Below are 14897 nucleotides of genomic sequence, written 5' to 3' on the forward strand. Positions count from 1 at the left end.
GGTATTGAATCCTGCGGCGAGTAGCCCGTGCTACCCGAGGAGAAACGTCAGCACCCACAGTCCCGCCATCCCGGCGACGAGCGTCGCCAGAATGTCCTCGGTTCGCCACGCGACCAGCGCCGCGAGCGCGCCAGCCAGCAGTTCCGGGTTCGTCGGCGAGAGCGCGAGCGTGCCGTCCGTGTAGACGAACTGCGGGACGACCAGCGCCGAGAGGACCGCCGCCGGGACGAACCGGAGCGCGCGCTCGGCGCTTTCGGGCACGTCGTCGAGTCGGCCGAACAGCGCGACGAACGAGAGTCTGAGCGCGTAGGTGCCGACGCCGCCAGCGAGGATGATGAGCCAGAGCGTCTCGGACCCGAGCGAGGTCGCCATTCAGGCCACCTCCTCTCGGTCGCCCATCTCGTCTGCATCATCGGCATCGTCTGTCTCGTCGGAATCCGCCGAGGCGAGCGACTCGACTACCAGTCCGGCCCCGATACCGACGACCGCGGCGGCGATTAGTCCGAGGTTGTAGGGAAGTCCGTTCGCCGCGACTGCGGTCGTCCCGCCGACGACTGCGGCCGCCCCGGTCGCTCGGTCGGTGACCGCCGGGACGAGGACCGCGAGGAAGACCAGCGGGACTGCGAATTCGAGCTGCAATCCCGGCGGGAGGCGCGCGCCCAGCAGGACCCCGGCGATGGTGGACGCCTGCCACGTGACCCAGAGCGGGACCGCCACGCCGAGGTAGTACCAGCGCCGACTCGTCTCCTCGTCGTTCTCGAACTTCAGCAGCGAGATAGCGTAGGCTTGGTCGGTCAGCAGGTACGACAGCGCCGCCTTCCACTTGGCCGACTGGCGCTGGAAGTGGGGCGCGATAGACGCGCTGTACATCACGAGGCGGAGGTTCACCACGACGACGGTCAGCACGACGACCGCCGCGGGTGCGTTCTGCCCGACCAGTTCGATTGCGGCGAGTTGCGAGGCCCCGGCGAAGACGATAATCGACATTGCGACCGCTTGCACCGCGGACATGCCGACGCCGACCGCCGCGACGCCCGCGACCATGCCGAACGGCGCGACGCCGAGGGTAATCGGCGCGGCGACTCGGACGCCCGAGAGAAAGTCTGCGCGTGGAGATGACACTACCAGTTGGTAGGCGCGGAGGGTGATTTGACCCTTGGTTTTCCGGCGAACGATTCGAGGAGGGTGTCTGGGACTCGCGCCCCCGACCGTCCCAGACCGCCCCGCTTTTCACCGCGCGCCGCCAACTCCGGGCCAGAATCAGCCGTGCGACAGTTCTCCGCCGACTACCTCCGAGACACGCGCCGCGGGATGTGGGACGACCGGACCGCGCTGGCCGACCTCGAACTCGATTCGCGGGAGCGCGTCCTCGACGTGGGGTGCGGCACGGGCGAACTCTCGAAGGTCCTCGCCGAGGAGACTCCCGGCGAAGTCGTCGGGTGCGACGCCGACCCCGGCCTCCTCCGAGTCGCCCGCGAACAGGCCGGAATCGAGGTTGCGGCGGGCGACGCGCTCCGCCTGCCCTTCCCCGAGGACTGCTTCGACCTCGTGGTCTGTCAGGCCCTGCTCATCAACCTCCCCAGTCCCGCCGCCGCGGTGCGGGAGTTCCGGCGGGTCTCCTCGGACCTCGTGGCCGCGGTCGAACCCGACAACGCCGCGGTGTCGGTCGAGTCCACGGTCGAATCAGAGGGGAAACTCGCAGAGCGCGCCCGCCGGGCCTACCTCGACGGCGTCGAGACCGACGTGACGCTGGGCGGGGAGGGCACCCGCGAGGCGTTCGCCGAGGCGGGCCTGTCGGGAGTCTCGACCCGGCGACACTACCACACTCGGACGGTCGAACCGCCCTACGCCGAGCGCGATTTGCGGGCCGCCCGCCGGAAGGCCAGCGGCGAGGGACTGGCCGACGACCGACCGACCCTGCTCTCGGGCGACCTCTCGGTGGGCGAGTACGACGCCCTCCGGACCGACTGGCGCGAGATGGGCCGGAGCGTCATCGAGCAGATGAGCGCGGGGGAGTACCGCCGCGCCGAAGTCGTGCCCTTCTACGTGACGGTCGGCGAGGCATAGGGGGCGTCCGAGAGCCAATTCGTCGGTACTCTCTTTGCTCTCGCTTCCGCACGTTTCACCATGTTCGCCGACATTCTCGTTCCGGTCGACGACAGCGAGCGGGCCGACGACGCGATCGACCACGCCGCGAACCTCGCCGACCACTTCGACGCCACGGTCCACGTCCTGTTCGTCGCCAGCACGAACCGCGACAGCGTGACCGTCGTGGGGTCAGACGTGGTGGACGCGCTCGAACAGGAGGGAGAGGACATCGTCGACCCGGTCGCCGACGACCTCCGAAACCACGGCGTCGAGTGCGAGTCCGAAGTCGTGCAGGGCGACCCGGCGATGACCATCGTCGACTACGCCGACTCGCGCGGGATGGACCTCGTGGTGATGCCGACCCGCGGCCGGTCGGGCCTCTCGCGGTACCTGCTGGGGAGCGTCACCGAGAAGGTGGTGCGCCACTCCGACGTGCCGGTCCTCACGATTCGGACCCACGACGAGGCCCGGACGCCCTTCCCCTACGAGAACGTGCTGATGCCGACCGACGGGAGCAAGGCCGCCAGCGGCGCTGTAGACCGCGCGGTCGGTCTGGCGGCCGCCTTCGACGCGACGCTCCACGCCGTCTCGGTGGTCGACGACCGGTCGCTCGGCTTCGACGTTCGGTCGGGGTCGGTCAGCGAGGAGCTACAGGCCGCCGCCGAGGACGCCGTCGCCGACGTGGCCGGGCGAGCCGACGAGGCCGGAGTCGAGCGCGTCGAGGAACACGTCCTTCGCGGGCGGCCTTCCAACGAACTCCTCGACTACGTCGCGGACGAGGACATCGACGTGGTGACGATGGGCACGACTGGTCGGGGCGCGACCGAGCGCGTCCTGCTGGGAAGCGTGACCGAGCGAGTCGTCCGCTCGTCGCCGGTTCCGGTGCTGACCGTGCGCCGGTAAGGTCCGAAATCACCACGCTTATACGCTGAGAGGAGTCGAAAAGAACTATCGGACGGGGCCGCTTTCGAACCGATATGGACCCACGCATCCGCCAGCATGCAGAGATTCTCGTCGACCACTCCACCGGCGTCGAACCAGACGACAACGTCCTCGTCAAGGCGAAACCGGCCGCGGAGGACCTCGTGGTCGCGCTCGCCGAGGAGATCGGCGACATCGGTGCGAACATCGCGGTCTCGATGGGAAGCCAGCGCGCCACCCGGGCCTACCTTCGGGCGAGCGACCCCGAAGACCTCGATACGCCCGAACACACGCTGGCCGAGATGGCGGAGACCGACGTGAAAATCGTCATCAAAGGTCTGGAGAACACCCTCGAGATGAGTGACGTGCCCTCCGAGACGATGACCGCCCACCAGGAGGCCAACCGGCCCATCATGGCCGAGCAGATGGGCAAGCGCTGGGTCGGCACGCAGTTCCCCGCCTCCGGCGAGGCCCAGAAGGCCGAGATGAGTACCGAGGAGTACGAGGAGTTCGTCTACGACGCCGTCAACAAAGACTGGGACGCCCAGCGCGAGTTTCAGGCCCAGATGGTCGAGATTCTCGACCCCGCCGACGAGGTCCGCATCGTCTCGGGCGACACGACGGACATCACGATGAGCGTCGAGGGGATGAAGACCATCAACGACTACGGCGAGAAGAACCTCCCCGGCGGCGAAGTGTTCACCGCGCCGGTCGCCGACTCCGTGGCGGGCGAGGTGCTGTTCGACAAGCCGCTGGTCCGCTACGGTCAGGAAATCGAAGGCGCGTACCTCCGATTCGAGGGCGGCGAAGTGGTCGAACACAGCGCCGAGAAGAACGAGGAGACGCTGACGGAGATGCTGAACACCGACGAGGGCGCGCGCCGCCTCGGCGAACTCGGCATCGGCATGAACCGCGACATCGACCAGTTCACCGACAACATGCTCTTCGACGAGAAGATGGGCGACACGGTCCACCTCGCCATCGGGAAGGCCTACGACGAGTGCCTGCCCGAGGGCGAATCCGGCAACGAGAGCGCAATCCACACCGACATGATCGTGGACATGGCCGAGGACTCGTTCATCGAAGTGGACGGCGAAGTCGTCCAGCGCGACGGCACGTTCCGGTTCGAGGACGGATTCGAGGCGTAAGCGCGGTCTTTTTCATCGCCAATTCACGTCAGGCCGCGAACGGCGAGCCGTTCGCGGCCGAAAGACACAATTTTATTTCTTTAACAATTAGATATATGTCCTAAAACCTGTATGAGTTGCTAGGAGGTTCGGAATCATCCTGCGAGCCTTTAAATACCAGCACGGAACCAACCCCGTCCGTGACCTGACCACCGCCGCGCGGGGCGTCGAGGAGGGTGCGCCGTGTGCCCCCGCGCGGAGCGAAAACACGGCCTGTTCGCTATCGCCGACTCCGACCAGCTTCGGCTACACCACGTCGCCGCGGACCGTCGTCCCCTCTTGGCGCTTGCGGTAGGATTCGACCGCCTCGGCGGCCTCTTCTGTCTCCTCTTCGTCCATGCCGAGCATCTCCAGCGCCGAGGGGAGCGTCGGGAAGGCGAGTTCGCTCTCGCGGAGCTTGCGGAGGGCTTCGTCGCTTCGCTGGCCCTCCGCCCAGAGGCAGACGCCGCGAGGGTCGAGAATCTGCTCGTAGGCCTCCCGCTGGATGGCACCCCTGAGCCGCTGGGTCACGTTGTCCTCGAAACTGGAGTTGCAGACCTCGAGGTGGACCGGTTCGTCCTCGGGCAGGAGGTGGGCGGCCAGACACTTCTCCGGCGCGGCGTGCCCGCTGTCGTTCGCGCGGATGTACTCGGGGAACTCCTCGGCCCACTCGGCCCGGACGGTCTTGCCCACGCCCTCGACGCCGTGGGACTTGCGGAACTTCTCTGCGGCGTCGCCGTCGTCGCCGCGCAGGAGGATGTCCTTGGTGACGTACACGTCCAGTCGCTCGATGGGGTCGAGACCGAGCGCCACGTCGCCGTAGACCCACAGCTCGCGGACCGGCACGGGCATGGTCTCGTCCTCGACGGTGGCGAGGATCTCCTCGACGCACTCGATGGCCTCGTCTCGGTTCATCGGTCGCGCCTTAGAGTTCGCGGGGGATAACGATGGCGCGTCGGTCCTGCGAGGTACGAAGCACGAGGCTCGGAGAAGCAATCAGAATCGAAAATCCGGCACTCGAAACGTAGCCGTCGGCTCTCGTTAGCACGCGGACGCCCGACAGACAGGCCGTCGGCGCTCGTCTCGGTGTTGTCGCGTGTCGCTCGTCTCAGTTCTCGGCCGCGACGGTCTGCTGTTCGTCGTACTTGTCGCGGAACTCCTGCAACAACTGGCCCATCTTGGCGTACCAGTCGTTGAGCATCCGCTGCATGTCGTCGGCGACCTCGTCGGGGTCGGTCGGCCGGTAGACGTGGTAGTAGCCGCCCTGTTCGTAGTTGACCTGTTCCTTCTGGACGAACCCGGTCTGGAGGAGTCGCTGGATGGCTCGGTAGGCCGTCGAGCGTTCGCGGTCCACTCGCTCGGCCACCTCGTCGATGGTCAGCGGCTCCTCGGTCTCGACGAGCGCCTGAAAGCACTCGCGGTCGAGTTCTTTCAGGCCGTGGATGCACTCGAGCAGTCCCTCACATTCCATGTCCTTCTGCAGGTATTCGGCCATCGAGTCTGTCATTTTCTTAGTGATTGGTATGAACTACGCCCCTAAAAGGGTTTGCATGATTCGTACACAACTATGATTCACGATTCGAGATTCGCCGATAGCGGGCGTCAGTCGCCCGCCGCGGCGACGGCCTTCTCGTGGCGGAGTTCCGAAATCGTCGTGTAGATGACGGCTCCGGCCACCAGCAGTGCCGATCCGAAGATGAGTACGATGCTCACCGTACTCAACACCTCGATACCGTAGGTGGTGCCGATTTCCTTCGCGGCGACGGCGACGCTCCCGCCGATGAGCATCGCGGCGAAGTAGCCCTTGATGTCGCCCTCGTCCACGATGTTGGTCGCGGCGGACCCGACGCGAGCGCCGAGCGTACTCCCTGCGAGGAGCGAGGCCACGACCGGGAGCGCGACGTTACCGGCTTGGGCGTACCGGAAGGCACCGAACCCGCCCGAGATGGTGATTTGGAACACGTCGGTTCCGACCGCCACCGCGGCGGGCACGCCGAGGCCGTACATCATCGCGGGCATCAGCAGGAAGCCCCCGCCGACCCCGAGGAAGCCCGACAGCACGCCGACGAACAGCGCGATGGCCATCGTCAGCCACAGCGACACTTCGCCGCCGCCCGTCAGCGAGATGTGGGGCGGCACGTCGAAGTCCTGAATCATCCGAGCGACCGGGTGGAGTTCGTCGGTGTCCTCGGAGCGCGCGTCCCGGAGGACGAAGATGCCGACCGCGCCGAGCATGAGGACGTAGGCGATGCTGACGACCGTGTCGGCGAACCCGAGTTCGCTCAGCGCGTCCACGAAGGTCTTGCCGACCTCGATACCGGCGGTCATCCCCAGTATCATGATGCCGCCGAGTTTGTAGTCGACCTGTCCGTGGTCGCGGTGCTTGAGCGCCGCGATGAACGAGGTCCCGAAGACGAACGCGAGGCCGGTACCCACCGCGGTCTGGGAGCCGTAGCCCATCACCAGCAGCGCGGGCGTCACCAGGAAGGACCCGCCCATCCCGAAGAATCCGAACAGGATTCCGATGAGCAGGCCGAACCCGATGAAGATGGTGATTACAGTCGGGTCCATGATTAGCTTCCAGTCACTGCCTCGGTCAATGCCGGGCCAGCGACTCGCTCGAGCGCCGTGTACACCAGGTTCAGCACGAGTGCCTCACCGATGACAGCGGCCACGATGGCCGCCGCCTGTGCGTTTCCGGAGAGGGATTCGATTCCGAACATGGTTACACCGTCTCTCGTCCGCGAGTTCGTTCAGTTGGTTCAGTCGGCTGTGCGTGTGTCATAGTTGTTATCCTAATTGGGTTTATCATGCAATACCGTTTTCGCCTGTTTCGGTTCGTGACGTGTGGGATACATGGAGGAAATTAGTCGGCGTTTGCCGCCGCCGTGGCGTTGTCTTCGCTTCGGTACGTCCGCCAGAGGCCCTGGGCGTACGCGCCGAGGAACATCCCTCCGATGGCGAGCAGAATTGGGTAGTTCCCGATTCCGAGGCTGGCGTAGGCCGCGCCCGGGCAGATGCCCGAGACGCCCCAGCCGACGCCGAAGATGACCCCGCCCGTCAGGACGTTCCGGTCGAAGGACTTCAGGCGTCGCGCGTAGGGGCGCCCGGTCAGGGGGGCTTTGTCGAGGAAGTTGACCCCGATTGCGAACGCGGTGCCCGCGACGACCGAGCCGGTGCCCAGCACGAACAGCAGGCCGAAGTCCTCGAACTGGAGGAAGTTCAGCACGACTTCGGGCCGGGCCATGTGGCTCAGGCCGAGGCCGAAGCCGAACACCAGCCCGCCTGCCACGACGAGGGGCAGGAACAGGGGATGTCGGTCCTGTCCTTCGGTCCCGCTCATGGCGTCACCCCCAGCGCCTGCATCACTTGAGCGGTCACGATGGCGACGGCCAGGAAGGTGGCCACGTTGACCAGCGAAGTCGGTGCCACCGACCCGACGCCGCAGATGCCGTGGCCGGAGGTACAGCCCTTCCCGATTCGGGTGCCGACGCCGACGAGGAGTCCCCCGCCGAGGAGCCGCCACCACGAGACGCTGGTGGTCCAGCCGAAGTCACCGAACGCCAGCGCGTAGATTGCGGCCCCGGCGACGATGCTCAGCGTGAACGCGACCCGCCAGTCGCGGGACATGACGTACTTCGCGCGGTTGAACCGCGGCACGTCCGAGACGTACGACAGCGTGGACTCGAAGAACGTGCTCGCCCCTGCGGGAATGGCGGTGCCGAGGTAGATGGCGGCGGTGCCCAGTCCGATGAGCGCCCCGCCGATGGCGTACCGCCAGATGCCGTGGGGGAACAGTTCCCCGAACGTTACGAGTGGTTCCATGTGGGTATCTTAGATTTGGTCACTTTAGTCGCTGGTCATCGCGTCCGAACTGGCCGCGCAGTTGTTCGGACCGAGTTCCAGCTCGAATGCTTCTTCGTCGGTCTGTTCTTCCTGTCCGAGGTTGGTCGCAATGACCTCCTCGTAGTTAGCGGGGCGCGGGGGCATGTCCGAGAGGACGAGTTCGACGAACTCGTCTTCGTCCATCGTCAGCGCGTCCATCTTCTCGGTGAGGTTGCCGATGGTCTCGGTGTAGGTGCCGTCCTCGCGGGTGTCGGCCGCGTCGCTGAAGTGCGCGCCGCCGACGACCACGTCGTCGTCGAGCGTGAGGATGCGCTCCTGCAGGGACTCGTAGAGCTGGCGGGCCGCGTCGGGCGCGCCCTCGTCGCCGCCTTCGAGGTCCGGTCGGGCGACGCTCTCGGCGAACAGGCCGTCTCCGGTCAGGAGGACGGCGTCGTCCACGAGGTAGGAGGTCATGCCCGAGGTGTGACCGGGCGTGAACACCGTCTCGATTTCCACGTCGCCGACCGCAAAGGTGTCGCCGTCCTCAGCCGAGGTGACTGCGTCGTCGTAGGTGACGCCGCGGTCGATTGCGGCCGCCGGGAGGACGCCCTCGACGCCCTCGTCGGCGAGGGCACGGACGCCGGAAACGTGGTCGGCGTGGACGTGCGTGTCGATTGCGTACTTCAGGTCGGCACCGAGCGCGCGAGCGTCCTGCTGGTAGGTATCGGTGAACGCTCGCAGGGGGTCGATGACTGCGGCCTCGTCGCCGGAGACGACGAGGTAGCTCATACACCCGCTGGAGGGGCGCTGGTACTGCGCGACCGTGGCGTCGGTGTCCGCGTCGATCTCCTTGTACTCGAACACGCGCGCCCAGCCCTGCATCCCGTCTTCGAGGTAGGCGGCGTCGTAGCCGCGCTCGACGAGTTCGCCAGCGACGTACTCGCTGGACTTGCCCTTCGCGCACAGCGTCACGATTTGCTGGTCGTCGGGCAACTGCTCGAAGACCTCCTCGTCGGGCTCGCCCGCGAGGAAGTCGAAGTAGGGGACGTTGAGGCTCTCGACGTTCTCGCCGTCGATGGCCCACTCCTCTACGTCTTCCGCGGTGCGGTTGTCGAGGAGGAAGACCTCTTCGCCCGCGTCGATGTTCTCTTTCAGCGTTTCTGCCGCGATGCCCTCGACCTCCACGTCGGGGGTCGGGAACTCTGAGTCAGTCATTACGAGTTAACCTAATCGGACGCATCCTCATAAGGGTTTGCATAGTATTGCGCAATACGAACAACACCGATTCGTCGGTCGTTCGACGGTTCTCGCGTCGAAATCGCCCCTCCAAGGCGGTCGAGAACCGGTCTGAAGCGAGAAAATCCGACTTGGAGCGAGTAAGTCTACTTCCACGTGCGCGCCTCGCGCTCGGTACTACGCGCCCACCGATTGTTCGATTTGCACAAGAACCAACAACCTTTTATCCCGGCAACCGGTATTGCTCGGTACACACAAGATAGAACATTGGTGTTCCCACAAAATGAGTGAAGCATACGACGTTACCGAGACTCTCGACGTGAAAGGACAGTCCTGCCCAATGCCCGTCGTCAAGTCCAAGCAGGCGGCTGACGACCTCGCGGAAGGCGAAGTGCTGGAGGTCGTTTCGACCGACTCCGGCAGCATGAGCGACATCAAAGGTTGGGCGAACACGACCGACGGCGTCGAACTCCTCGACCAGGAGGAGGGCGACGACATCTACAAACACTACGTTCGCAAGACCGAATAAAATGAGTACGGACACTCCACAGAGTCCCGACCCCGCCGCGAACGCGGAGGACGTTGCGGACCTTCAGGCCCGCATCGACGAGCTAGAGGAAGAGCTGTCGGCCGTAAAGTCCGACTCGGACGACGGCCAGAAGAAGATGACCATCATCGCCACGAAGGGTACCTTCGACATGGCGTACCCGCCGCTCATCCTCGCCAGCACCGCCGCGGCGTTCGGCTGGGACGTGGTGGTCTTCCACACGTTCTGGGGACTCGACATCCTCCACGAGGAGAAGTCGAAGAACCTCAAGATGAGCGCGGTCGGCAACCCGAGCATGCCGATGCCCAACGCCATCGCCTCGCTTCCGTTCATGGACTCGATGGCGACCAAGATGATGGAGAAGAAGATCGACGAGCAGGGCACCGCGACCATCGAGGAACTCATCGAGATGTCGCTGGACACGGGCGTGGACCTCCAGGCCTGCCAGATGACGATGGAACTGATGGACTACGAAGAAGACGAGATGTACGACGACGTGACGACCGGCGTCGGCGCGGCCACCGCGCTCGAACACATGGCCGACGCCGACATCCAGTTGCTGATCTAATTTTCGGCCCCGTTCGCCCACTTCGGGCGCTGGCATTCCTACCCGAGACCGCCTCACCGCGGTCTTGTACCCTTTTTCGCAGTGGCAATTACGGTTAAGGCCGCGCGTGTCGAGAGTCACACGACATGCCAGCGAAAGTGACTCCTCGGCGATTGGCCGACATGCTCGACAGCGGCGAGGACGTCCTCCTGCTCGACACGCGCCCCGACGAGAGCTACGAGGCGTGGCACGTCCGGGGTGCGAAACACTTCCCGTTCAGTAGCGACGACTCGCTGACCGACGACCAGAAGTCCGAACTCGACTCGCTCGCGGACGGCCACGACCGAATCGTGACCATCTGCGCGAAAGGCATCTCCTCGGACCACTTCGCCGAGGAGATGAGCGACGCGGGATTCGAGGACGTGGCGGTCGTCACGGGCGGGATGGAGGCGTGGAGTCAGGTCTACGACACAGTCACCATCGACACGCCCGGAAGCGCCGAAATCGTCCAAGTCCAGCGCCGGTCGAAGGGGTGTCTGGGCTACGTCGTCGCCGACCCCGACGCCGGAGAGGCCGCCGTCGTGGACCCGACTCGCCACACCTCGGAGTTCGACGCCGTCGCCGACGAGCGCGACTGGGAGATTACCCACGTCTTCGACACGCACGTCCACGCCGACCACGTCTCGGGCGGGCGAGACCTCGCCGAGGAGGTCGGTGCACCCTACCACTTGAGCGAAGCCGCCGAAGACCGAGACGTGAACTACGAGTTCACGCCGCTCGAACGCAACGCGGTGGTCGAAGTCGGCGACGTGGCCCTCAAGGCGGTGCGCGCGCCCGGCCACACCACCGAGATGGTCAACTACCTCGTCAACGACGAGGCCGTCCTGACCGCCGACACCCTCCACGTCGGGTCGGTCGGCCGCACGGAACTGGAGTTCGGCGACGAGGAGGCTGGAAAGGGGGCCGAGATGCAGTACGAGTCGCTCCACCGCACGATTCTGGCCGAACCCGACAGTCTGGTCGTCCTGCCGGGCCACGTCAACGTCACCAGCGAGGGCGAGTTCGAACACGGCGACCCGGGCGACCCCATCTGCGCGACCGTCGGCGAGGCCCGGACCGAGTACGACCTCCTCCAACTGAGCGAAGACGAGTTCGTAGAGCGCCTCACCTCCGGCGACCACGAGAAACCGCCGAACTACGAGCGCGTCATCGCCATCAACCGCGGCGAGGAGTCCGTCGAGACGCAGGAGGCGACCGAACTGGAGATGGGGCCGAACCGCTGTTCGGCCTGAGAACCCCGAAAGCCGCAGAAAGCCGCCGAGAGAAGCCCGCCCGCCGTTTTCACTCGACTGACTCGCGGGGCCGGTTTTCGTCCTCTCACCTGCTTAAACTGGATATCGGTATAGAAAATATTTCTTTCACGCAATCTGCGGACTTTCCAGAAGCCGGAGGAGAGCCGGCGAACCCTCTGTTTTCGGCCCCATCCGTCGATTTCACTGCTCCTCACCGAACCAGCAAATCCAACTGGTGTGCGCAGTAGACCAGCCTCCCGGCCTCGATTTGGTCGCGCCGCCGGGCGGCCCAATCGGCGACGCGGTCGGAATCCAGTCCTTCGTCTTCGACCGCCCCGCGGACCATCTCCACGATGCAGTCGAGGAAGTAGGCCTCGTCGGCTGGGTAGCCATCGCCGCGCGGCCGAACCACCCAGTCGGACCCGCCCGCCGCGAGGACCTCGCCCTCCTCTGGCGCGAGCGAGAGGAGGTGGCGGCCCGCCCTGCTGTCGCCTCCGGCGTCGATGTGGTCGTGGAAGGCGTCGAGGAGACGCTCCTCGAAGTCGGAGTCTGGGTCGGAGTCGGCTCCCGGCTCGAAAATCGTCCCGCCGTCGAAGGTGATGGGGCAGTAGGCCAGTCCGCCGGGCGCGAGGACGCCGCGAAAAGCCGCGAGCGCGTCGGCCGGGTCCACCAAATCCACGAAGGCGTGGGCGACCACGAGGTCGAACTCCCGGTCGGTCGCCGCGAGGAAGTCGAAGGCGTCGGCGGTCCGGAACTCGACTTCGGCGCGGCGTCGCCCGCGTGAGCAGATAATGGAGTCCTTCGCGCGCGCCCGCCTGACCGCGAACCCGCGCGGAACTGCCCACGCGGGCAGTCGGGCGCGCGCGGACGCGACGTTATCCTCTCGGAGGTCGAGCGCGGTGTAGCGCACGCGGTCCGGAAGCCACGATTGGTCGAGGAACCTCGTGAGCGTCGCGCCGATGCCCGCGCCGACTTCGAGGACGCGCAGAGGGGCGCGGGATTCGTCGCGCTTGCGGAGTTCGTCGGCGAGTCGGGCCTCGACGCGGCGGTTCAGCGCCCGGTCGTCCACGGTCCGCTTGGCCGAGAGGTACCGCTGGAAGTTCACGCGAGGGCCTCCTCGGGGTCGGGTTCTCGGGCGACCGATTCGAGGAACCGGCGCGCTCGGGCCATCGACTCGTCCCACCCGGGGTGGCGCTCGAACCGGCGTCTGGCCGCGAGGCTCATCTCGCGGAGTCGGTCGCGGTCCGAGCGGAGTGCTTCGACGGCCTCGGCGACGGAGTGGGGACTCTCGGGCGGGACCAGAAAGCCGTCCTCGCCGTGGGTGACGATTTCGGAGGCTCCTCCGGCGGTGGTGGCGACGGCGGGCAGGCCGAACCCCATCCCCTCCAGATAGACGATGCCGTAGCCCTCGTAGGCGGAGGGGACCGCGAGCAGGTGGCTCTCAGCGAGGCGGGCGGCGAGCGCGTCGTCGTCGAGGCGGCCCTCGAACCGGACCGAACTCTCGATTCCGAGGTCTCGGGCCTGCTGGCGGGCTTTCTCGGCGTAGTCGGCGTCGGACTCGCTCCCGACGACGGTGAGGGTCCAGTCTGCCCGAGTGTCCCGGCCGGTGGAGACGCGGGCGAGGCCGTCGAGGAGGACGTGGAAGCCCTTCCGCGGGACGAGCGACCCGACGAAGACGATTCGGAAGGGGGCGCAGTCGGCGCGCGCGGCGATGTCGTCGCGGGTGAGTTCGGGACTGAACCGGTCGCCAGCGGGCCGGGCGACGACCGAGGGCCGGGGTCCGGCGAGTTCCTCGGCGTCCCGGCGGGTGGCCTCGCTGGCGTAGACCGCGGCGTCGGTTGTCCGGAGGTAACGGCGCTCTACCGCGCGGTAAACGAGCCGTTGCTGCGCGGGCCACGGTTCGCTGGCTCGGAGGTGGTGGACGATTGCGACGACCGGCGCGTCTACGGTGCGATTGCGCCCGAGTAACGAGGGATGGCAGAGTTCGTCCTCGACCAGCAGGTCGAACTGGTCGAGTTTCCGGCGCGTTCGTCGGCGGACTTGCGGGGCGAGCGAGTCGGGGAAGGAATCGGCGAGCGAGTCGGCGAGGCTGGCGGCGAGCGCGCGGTGGTAGTCCCGCCACGGGAGCGAGACCACGGTGACGCGGTGGCCCGCCTCGCGGAGTTCGGCGGCGAGCTTTCGGTCGTAGAGGAACCCGCCGGTCGTGGTCCCGATGTCGCCGTAGACGACCAGTCCGACGTGCATCAGTGTTCCTGCCGGTGGGACGCCCACGCTACGTCGTCCTCGCGGAGTTTGACGGTCACGGACTCGACTTTCGGGGCGTCGAGGCCCTCGCGGAACCGCTGGCCGAAGGCGCGCGCGAAGTGTTCGAGGCTCGGGTTCAGCCCCTCGAACTCGGGCAAATCGTTCAGCGTCGAGTCCCGATAGCGGTCCACCGCGGCGTCGATTCGCTCGTTCAAGTCGTCGATGTCGGCGAGATAGCCGTACTCGTTTAGCTCCTCGCCCGCGAGTTGGACCTTCGCGGTGTAGTGGTGCGAGTGGAGGTCGCCCTCTGGACCGGGGTCGGGGACCGTCAGGAAGTGCTGTGCCACGAACGCGCGTTCGACCGTGACGGTGTACATTCCACGAGAGACACGACGGCTACGGACATGAAAGTCGGGGTTGAGAACGAACAATAAGGCCGATTCGGGAAGTTGAGCCTCCTCGCTACGCAGTCGAAAAGTGTCGAGAGTGACCGGCAAGAAGAACAGAAGGAAGTCCTCTGAAGCCCCCGCCCGGTCGCTCTGCGGGATATTTCGCGCCTCTCCGCACAGCCCGGCGCGAAATAGTGGCCCGCAGAGACGACCACGTCCTTCGGACGCGACCGAGCGGCCCCTTCATCCACCCCACGGTGGACTGGTTGGCGAGCAGTTTCCGATGGATTGGTCGGCCTGCCACCGACTGTCCGAACGTCGATTACCGTGGCCGTTGTTCATTGCTCTAAGCCCATTCTATATGCTCTTGAACACTCTATGTATATATTTAGAAATTGTTTTTATTTCTCCACATACTATTCGGCGCGCGCTGGCGCGGCTTTATGCCGCGCCATCGGCGTGCGAGGGACGAGGACCGCAGGGTGTGAGCGAAGCGAACCCCGAGGACCGCAGGAGGTTGGGGAGGTGTGAGGCCCGCGGTCGCGGTGCTGTGCGGTGACGCCGAGGCTTCGGCAATCGTAGCGTTGCTGTCGGCGGTGCGGTCCGTTGCCGTCGGCGGTGCGGTCCGTCGCTGTCGCGGAA

The 14897-nt window shown here is 66.1% G+C and carries 18 protein-coding genes; 6 read left to right on the forward strand and 12 right to left on the reverse strand.

Going from position 1 to position 14897, the window contains the following annotated elements; translation table 11 throughout:
• Positions 1–30 precede the first annotated feature (30 nt).
• Both EPL01_RS16565 and EPL01_RS16570 read right to left on the reverse strand, forming a co-directional pair.
• Positions 31–372: an AzlD domain-containing protein gene (locus tag EPL01_RS16565; RefSeq protein ID WP_135826398.1), complete on the reverse strand. Its 342-nt coding sequence runs from the start codon at positions 370–372 to the stop codon at positions 31–33.
• On the reverse strand, positions 373–1122 hold the full coding sequence (locus tag EPL01_RS16570; protein WP_135826399.1) for an AzlC family ABC transporter permease: 750 nt from the start codon (positions 1120–1122) through the stop codon (positions 373–375). It abuts the gene before it with no gap.
• A 144-nt stretch (positions 1123–1266) separates the two neighbouring features.
• Here EPL01_RS16570 and EPL01_RS16575 point away from each other — a divergent pair, with 144 nt between their 5' ends.
• From EPL01_RS16575 to EPL01_RS16585, 3 genes are all read left to right on the forward strand, one after another.
• Positions 1267–2067 (forward strand): class I SAM-dependent methyltransferase, encoded by an 801-nt coding sequence (locus EPL01_RS16575; protein ID WP_135826400.1) that lies wholly within the window; start codon positions 1267–1269, stop codon positions 2065–2067.
• A gap of 60 nt (positions 2068–2127) precedes the next feature.
• Complete coding sequence (locus tag EPL01_RS16580; protein ID WP_135826401.1) at positions 2128–2991, forward strand: universal stress protein; 864 nt, start codon at positions 2128–2130, stop codon at positions 2989–2991.
• 74 nt (positions 2992–3065) lie between these two features.
• On the forward strand, positions 3066–4157 hold the full coding sequence (locus EPL01_RS16585; RefSeq protein ID WP_135826402.1) for an aminopeptidase: 1092 nt from the start codon (positions 3066–3068) through the stop codon (positions 4155–4157).
• Positions 4158–4442: 285 nt separating this feature from the next.
• Here the strand turns inward: EPL01_RS16585 and EPL01_RS16590 are convergent, their stop codons facing one another.
• The 7 genes from EPL01_RS16590 to EPL01_RS16615 form a co-directional block, all read right to left on the reverse strand.
• Positions 4443–5090 (reverse strand): DUF7095 family protein, encoded by a 648-nt coding sequence (locus EPL01_RS16590; RefSeq protein ID WP_135826403.1) that lies wholly within the window; start codon positions 5088–5090, stop codon positions 4443–4445.
• 193 nt (positions 5091–5283) lie between these two features.
• On the reverse strand, positions 5284–5682 hold the full coding sequence (locus tag EPL01_RS16595; RefSeq protein ID WP_135826404.1) for a helix-turn-helix domain-containing protein: 399 nt from the start codon (positions 5680–5682) through the stop codon (positions 5284–5286).
• 95 nt (positions 5683–5777) lie between these two features.
• Positions 5778–6746, reverse strand: coding sequence for a sulfite exporter TauE/SafE family protein (locus tag EPL01_RS16600; protein ID WP_135826405.1), 969 nt, complete (start codon positions 6744–6746; stop codon positions 5778–5780).
• A gap of 2 nt (positions 6747–6748) precedes the next feature.
• Complete coding sequence (locus tag EPL01_RS21810; protein ID WP_168215939.1) at positions 6749–6898, reverse strand: DUF7512 family protein; 150 nt, start codon at positions 6896–6898, stop codon at positions 6749–6751.
• A 143-nt stretch (positions 6899–7041) separates the two neighbouring features.
• Positions 7042–7518: a YeeE/YedE family protein gene (locus EPL01_RS16605; protein WP_135826406.1), complete on the reverse strand. Its 477-nt coding sequence runs from the start codon at positions 7516–7518 to the stop codon at positions 7042–7044.
• On the reverse strand, positions 7515–8000 hold the full coding sequence (locus EPL01_RS16610; protein ID WP_135826407.1) for a YeeE/YedE family protein: 486 nt from the start codon (positions 7998–8000) through the stop codon (positions 7515–7517). The genes EPL01_RS16605 and EPL01_RS16610 overlap by 4 nt, the downstream gene beginning before the upstream one ends.
• A gap of 24 nt (positions 8001–8024) precedes the next feature.
• Positions 8025–9215 carry an MBL fold metallo-hydrolase gene (locus tag EPL01_RS16615; RefSeq protein ID WP_135826408.1) on the reverse strand — a complete coding sequence of 397 codons (1191 nt, stop codon included), beginning with the start codon at positions 9213–9215 and terminating at the stop codon, positions 8025–8027.
• A 304-nt stretch (positions 9216–9519) separates the two neighbouring features.
• On the opposite strand from EPL01_RS16615, the gene EPL01_RS16620 reads away from it, so the two are divergent.
• The 3 genes from EPL01_RS16620 (at position 9520) to EPL01_RS16630 (ending at position 11622) form a co-directional block, all read left to right on the forward strand.
• Positions 9520–9765, forward strand: coding sequence for a sulfurtransferase TusA family protein (locus EPL01_RS16620; RefSeq protein WP_135826409.1), 246 nt, complete (start codon positions 9520–9522; stop codon positions 9763–9765).
• A gap of 1 nt (position 9766) precedes the next feature.
• Complete coding sequence (locus EPL01_RS16625; protein ID WP_135826410.1) at positions 9767–10351, forward strand: DsrE/DsrF/DrsH-like family protein; 585 nt, start codon at positions 9767–9769, stop codon at positions 10349–10351.
• Positions 10352–10476: 125 nt separating this feature from the next.
• Positions 10477–11622 carry an MBL fold metallo-hydrolase gene (locus tag EPL01_RS16630; protein WP_135826411.1) on the forward strand — a complete coding sequence of 382 codons (1146 nt, stop codon included), beginning with the start codon at positions 10477–10479 and terminating at the stop codon, positions 11620–11622.
• A 211-nt stretch (positions 11623–11833) separates the two neighbouring features.
• On the opposite strand, the gene EPL01_RS16635 is transcribed toward EPL01_RS16630, so the two are convergent.
• The 3 genes from EPL01_RS16635 to EPL01_RS16645 are packed head-to-tail and all read right to left on the reverse strand — an operon-like array spanning position 11834 to position 14243.
• Positions 11834–12727 (reverse strand): class I SAM-dependent methyltransferase, encoded by an 894-nt coding sequence (locus EPL01_RS16635; RefSeq protein ID WP_135826412.1) that lies wholly within the window; start codon positions 12725–12727, stop codon positions 11834–11836.
• Positions 12724–13866, reverse strand: coding sequence for a glycosyltransferase family 4 protein (locus EPL01_RS16640; RefSeq protein ID WP_135826413.1), 1143 nt, complete (start codon positions 13864–13866; stop codon positions 12724–12726). The genes EPL01_RS16635 and EPL01_RS16640 overlap by 4 nt, the downstream gene beginning before the upstream one ends.
• Positions 13866–14243 carry a 6-pyruvoyl trahydropterin synthase family protein gene (locus tag EPL01_RS16645; RefSeq protein ID WP_135826414.1) on the reverse strand — a complete coding sequence of 126 codons (378 nt, stop codon included), beginning with the start codon at positions 14241–14243 and terminating at the stop codon, positions 13866–13868. Before EPL01_RS16645 ends, EPL01_RS16640 begins: the two co-directional genes overlap by 1 nt.
• Between the last annotated feature and the right edge of the window lie 654 nt (positions 14244–14897).

The organism is Halorussus ruber, assembly GCF_004765785.1.
GTDB lineage: Archaea > Halobacteriota > Halobacteria > Halobacteriales > Haladaptataceae > Halorussus > Halorussus ruber.

Excerpts from the sequence above, each read along its gene's own strand:
- EPL01_RS16565 (WP_135826398.1), bottom strand. The coding sequence starts at position 372 with ATGGCGACCTCGCTCGGGTCCGAGACGCTCTGGCTCATCATCCTCGCT.
- EPL01_RS16580 (WP_135826401.1), top strand. The coding sequence starts at position 2,128 with ATGTTCGCCGACATTCTCGTTCCGGTCGACGACAGCGAGCGGGCCGAC.
- EPL01_RS16585 (WP_135826402.1), top strand. The coding sequence starts at position 3,066 with ATGGACCCACGCATCCGCCAGCATGCAGAGATTCTCGTCGACCACTCC.
- EPL01_RS16590 (WP_135826403.1), bottom strand. The coding sequence starts at position 5,090 with ATGAACCGAGACGAGGCCATCGAGTGCGTCGAGGAGATCCTCGCCACC.
- EPL01_RS16595 (WP_135826404.1), bottom strand. The coding sequence starts at position 5,682 with ATGACAGACTCGATGGCCGAATACCTGCAGAAGGACATGGAATGTGAG.
- EPL01_RS16600 (WP_135826405.1), bottom strand. The coding sequence starts at position 6,746 with ATGGACCCGACTGTAATCACCATCTTCATCGGGTTCGGCCTGCTCATC.
- EPL01_RS21810 (WP_168215939.1), bottom strand. The coding sequence starts at position 6,898 with ATGTTCGGAATCGAATCCCTCTCCGGAAACGCACAGGCGGCGGCCATC.
- EPL01_RS16605 (WP_135826406.1), bottom strand. The coding sequence starts at position 7,518 with ATGAGCGGGACCGAAGGACAGGACCGACATCCCCTGTTCCTGCCCCTC.
- EPL01_RS16610 (WP_135826407.1), bottom strand. The coding sequence starts at position 8,000 with ATGGAACCACTCGTAACGTTCGGGGAACTGTTCCCCCACGGCATCTGG.
- EPL01_RS16615 (WP_135826408.1), bottom strand. The coding sequence starts at position 9,215 with ATGACTGACTCAGAGTTCCCGACCCCCGACGTGGAGGTCGAGGGCATC.
- EPL01_RS16620 (WP_135826409.1), top strand. The coding sequence starts at position 9,520 with ATGAGTGAAGCATACGACGTTACCGAGACTCTCGACGTGAAAGGACAG.
- EPL01_RS16625 (WP_135826410.1), top strand. The coding sequence starts at position 9,767 with ATGAGTACGGACACTCCACAGAGTCCCGACCCCGCCGCGAACGCGGAG.
- EPL01_RS16630 (WP_135826411.1), top strand. The coding sequence starts at position 10,477 with ATGCCAGCGAAAGTGACTCCTCGGCGATTGGCCGACATGCTCGACAGC.
- EPL01_RS16640 (WP_135826413.1), bottom strand. The coding sequence starts at position 13,866 with ATGCACGTCGGACTGGTCGTCTACGGCGACATCGGGACCACGACCGGC.
- EPL01_RS16645 (WP_135826414.1), bottom strand. The coding sequence starts at position 14,243 with ATGTACACCGTCACGGTCGAACGCGCGTTCGTGGCACAGCACTTCCTG.